This is a genomic window from Streptomyces sp. rh34, from assembly GCF_002551245.1.
In the GTDB taxonomy this organism is placed as follows: Bacteria; Actinomycetota; Actinomycetes; order Streptomycetales; family Streptomycetaceae; genus Streptomyces.
In genome coordinates, this window is the sequence record NZ_NTGZ01000413.1 from 1 (window position 1) to 3,954 (window position 3,954).

The 3,954-nt window shown below is 73.6% G+C and carries 5 protein-coding genes; 2 read left to right on the top strand and 3 right to left on the bottom strand.

The features are described from left to right. The coding region (locus CR470_RS36345; protein WP_179892500.1) for a PspC domain-containing protein at positions 1-505 on the bottom strand (505 nt) is incomplete at its 3' end. Positions 506-720: 215 nt separating this feature from the next. On the opposite strand from CR470_RS36345, the gene CR470_RS36350 reads away from it, so the two are divergent. Further along, on the top strand, positions 721-2,007 hold the full coding sequence (locus CR470_RS36350; RefSeq protein ID WP_097871897.1) for an ATP-binding protein: 1,287 nt from the start codon (positions 721-723) through the stop codon (positions 2,005-2,007). Then, positions 2,004-2,699: a LuxR C-terminal-related transcriptional regulator gene (locus tag CR470_RS36355; RefSeq protein ID WP_007450924.1), complete on the top strand. Its 696-nt coding sequence runs from the start codon at positions 2,004-2,006 to the stop codon at positions 2,697-2,699. Before CR470_RS36350 ends, CR470_RS36355 begins: the two co-directional genes overlap by 4 nt. Positions 2,700-2,758: 59 nt before the next feature. On the opposite strand, the gene CR470_RS36360 is transcribed toward CR470_RS36355, so the two are convergent. Both CR470_RS36360 and CR470_RS36365 read right to left on the bottom strand, forming a co-directional pair. After that, entirely contained in the window at positions 2,759-3,526 is a 768-nt protein-coding gene (locus tag CR470_RS36360; RefSeq protein ID WP_097871900.1) for a GNAT family N-acetyltransferase, read from the bottom strand. Between the two features lie 41 nt (positions 3,527-3,567). After that, the coding region (locus tag CR470_RS36365; protein ID WP_143663964.1) for a C40 family peptidase at positions 3,568-3,954 on the bottom strand (387 nt) is incomplete at its 5' end.

Consider the following 3,954-nt stretch of genomic DNA (forward strand, 5'->3'; position numbering starts at 1 on the left):
CGCCGAGCCCGCCGGTGTGCGCGGGGCCGGGCGGGGCCGCCGGTGCGCCGGGCGGAGCCGCCAGGTCCTCCGTGGCCCCCGTCGTCCGCCGGGACTGCGTCCACACGGAGAAGCCGACGACGGCCAGCGTCAGCAGCGCGGCGAACGCCAGCATGTCCCGGTTGTGCAGCATCGACAGGAACAGCCCGCAGCCGATCAGCGCCAGCAGCAGCGCCACCAGGGACGCCCCGTCGACCCGGCCCGACAGCAGTTTGCGTGCCTCGTTCTCGTCGTCGCCGTCCGCGGGGAGCAGCAGCCAGGCGAAGCCGTAGAAGATCAGACCGATGCCTCCGGTCGCCGACAGCACACCGAGCACGATCCGGAAGATCACCGGATCCACGTCGCAGTACCGGCCGAGTCCGCCGCACACCCCGGCGACGACCTTCTGTCGCGGGGTGCGCCGCAGCGTCGGCTTCGGCGCTTCGGGGGGTGCGACGCCGGGAGCGGCGTCCGAGGGAGCGGTCATGCCTCCATGGTGACGGGCCGGACCGCCCGCCGGGACCCGCGCCGACCCTGGCCGGTCCCTGATATTGCTCGCGTACGCCCCGGAAGGGCCGGGCGCACGCGCCGGGCGGAGCGGGAGGGGAGCTGCCACCAGGCCGTACGCGGGGGAGAGCATCAGGGTCACTTCGGGGGCCGACCCTGATGCCGCCCCGCGTCCGCACGTGTGACGATCGGGGTATGCCAGCCGCCACCGCCCGAGCCGCCAGCTCCCTCGCCGCCGACCAGGAGGAGCCCGCGCCGCGCAAGCTCTACCGCAGCGCCGACGGCCGGCTGCTCGGCGGCGTCGCGCGCGGACTCGCCGGACACCTCGGGCTGCCCGTCGCCTGGGTGCGGTTCCTCTTCCTCGGGCTGTTCTTCACCGACGGCCTCGGCGCGGTCCTCTACGCGGTGTTCTGGATCGTCGTCCCGCTCGGCGTCGGCGGCGTCGACGCCCCGCGCTCGGTGTTCGAGACGTCGGCGGACGGCCGCCGCAAGCTCCGTAAACCGGACAAGGGCCAGGTCTTCGCGCTGGTCGCCCTGACCGTCGGAGCCATCGCGTTCGTCGTCAACGTCGACATGGGCAGCGAGGCCGGCCGCTACATCTGGCCCACCCTCCTGATCGGCGCGGGCTCCGTCCTGGTCTGGCGGCAGGCGGACAACGCCCGCCGCGCCCGCTGGATGGAGACCGGCCGCAACCGCAAACTGCTGCACCTGGCCCGCGGCCTCGCCGGAGTGGCCCTCGTCGGCCTCGGCCTCGCCGTGTTCCTGGTGGTGCGCGGCTCGGCCGCCCAGCTCGGCAACGTCCTCACCGCGGCCATCGCCGTACTCACCGGCATCGCCCTGCTCGCCGGCCCCTACCTGGTGCGGATGACCCAGGACCTCTCCGAGGAGCGCCTGATGCGCATCCGCGCCCAGGAGCGGGCCGAGGTCGCCGCCCACGTCCACGACTCCGTGCTGCACACCCTCACCCTGATCCAGCGCAACGCCGACGACGGCGGCGAGGTCAGACGCCTCGCCCGCGCCCAGGAACGCGAGCTGCGCAACTGGCTCTACAATCCCGAGGGCACCGGCAAGGACGAGGACGACGAGCCGGAGACCCTGGCGGAGGCGGTCAAACGGGCCGCCGCCGAGGTCGAGGACAAGCACGGCGTCCCCCTGGAGGTCGTCGTGGTCGGCGACTGCCCCCTCGACGACAAGCTGACCGCACAGATGCAGGCCGCGCGCGAGGCGATGGTCAACGCCGCCAAGTACGGTGGCGAGGGCGGTGCCGTCCAGGTCTTCGCGGAGGTCGAGGGCCGCACGGTCTTCGTGTCCGTACGGGACCGGGGTCCGGGATTCGACTTGGACGAGGTTCCCGGGGACCGGATGGGCGTACGAGAATCAATCATCGGCCGGATGCAGCGCAACGGCGGCAGCGCCCGGCTGCGTTCGGTGCCCGGCGGGGGCACCGAGGTCGAGCTGGAGATGGAGAGGGCGAGCGAATGACCGAGAACACCGAAGCCACCGGGGGCCCGGAGCGACGGGTACGGGTCGTGCTCGTCGACGACCACCGGATGTTCCGCACCGGGGTGCAGGCCGAGATCGGCCGCACCGAGGAGACCGGCGTCGAGGTGGTCGGCGAGGCCGCCGACGTCGACCAGGCGGTCACCGTCATCACGGCGACCCGCCCCGAGGTCGTCCTCCTCGACGTCCACCTCCCGGGCGGCGGCGGCGTCGAGGTGCTCCGCCGCTGCGCCCCCATGATGGGCACCGCCGAGAACCCGGTCCGCTTCCTCGCGCTCTCCGTCTCGGACGCCGCGGAGGACGTCATCGGCGTCATCCGGGGCGGCGCGCGCGGCTACGTCACCAAGACGATCACCGGCACCGACCTGGTGAACTCGGTCTTCCGGGTCCAGGAGGGCGACGCGGTCTTCTCGCCGCGGCTGGCCGGCTTCGTCCTGGACGCCTTCGCCTCCACGGACGCCCCGCCGGTCGACGAGGACCTGGACCGCCTCACCCAGCGCGAGCGCGAGGTGCTGCGGCTGATCGCCCGCGGCTACGCGTACAAGGAGATCGCCAAGCAGCTGTTCATCTCGGTGAAGACGGTCGAGTCGCACGTCTCGGCGGTCCTCAGGAAGCTCCAGCTCTCCAACCGGCACGAACTGACCCGGTGGGCGACGGCGCGCCGCCTGGTCTGAGGCGGTCGCCCACCGGGCGGACCGAGGCCGTCGTTCTCCCGTTGGTCCGGGGCCGTGGCTCAGCTGCCGGCCGGGTCGAGCGAGATGTTGACCTTTTCGCCGATCCGGCGGTAGCCGATGCCCGCGTAGACCCGCTCGACATCGGCATCGCCGGGCTCCAGCCAGACCGTCCGGCAGCCCTGGACGATGGCCCGTTCCGTCAGCCAGGCCGAGAGCGCGGCCCCGACGCCCCGACGACGGAAGGGAGCGGCGACGGCGAGTCCGGCCAGTTCGCTCAGGCCGTCGATCGCGGCCGAGCAGCCGCCGACCCCGGCCGGCGCGCCGTCCAGGACGGCCAGTGCCGCGACCCCGTCGCCGGTGCCGGCCGCGCGCAGCCAGTCGGTCGCCCCCGGCTCGGGCTCGCCCTCGCCGCCGAAGCCGTGGTGCTGGACGCGGGCGGCCTCGGTGAACTCCGCCTCGGTGACCGGGGTGCCGATGTGGAGGCCGTCGACCGGTTTCGGCGCCCGGAGGTCCTCGGGGCCGCAGGCGAGCAGCGGAGCGCGGTTCTCCACGGTGAAACCGGCGGCGAGCAGGGCCGGTTCGACGGCCGGGGCCCAGGCGGGCAGGAACTCCAGGCGGGGAAGCCGTTCGTGCTTCCCGAACGCGTCGACCAGGGCCGCCACGTCGTCCGCCGTGGGTTCCGCGCCCCGGTCGGGGATGGCGTAGTTGGCGTACTTCAGTTCCCAGCCCGGGTTGTGCCGGACGGTGAACGGGCCTACCCGGTAGTGGTCCGGGGAGCGCAGCGCGAGTGCCCGGGCGTAGTCCTGGACGGCGTTCGCCATCGTCATACGGGAGTTCCTTCGCGGGAGATCGGGACCGGCGCGGCGGACTATGCCACCCGGGTCGCTCCGGCGAAAGGCATTTCATCGACGGGCGCGATGCGGACCGGTGCTCCCGGGCGCGGGGCGTGGATCATCTGGCCGCCGCCGATGTAGAGGCCGACGTGGCTGATCCCGGAGTAGAAGAACACCAGGTCCCCGGGGGCCAGTCGGGAGCGGGGGATCCGGGCTCCGGCGTTGATCTGGGTATAGGTGGTGCGCGGCAGGCTCACGCCCGCCGCCTTCCAGGCCGCCTGGGTCAGGCCCGAGCAGTCGAAGGCGTTGGGGCCCGTCGCGCCCCAGACGTACGGCTTGCCGATCGCACCGTGCGCGAAGGCGATGGCCTGCGCGGCGCGGGAGTTGGGCGCGGCGGCCGGGGCGCGGCCGGCGCCCCTGTC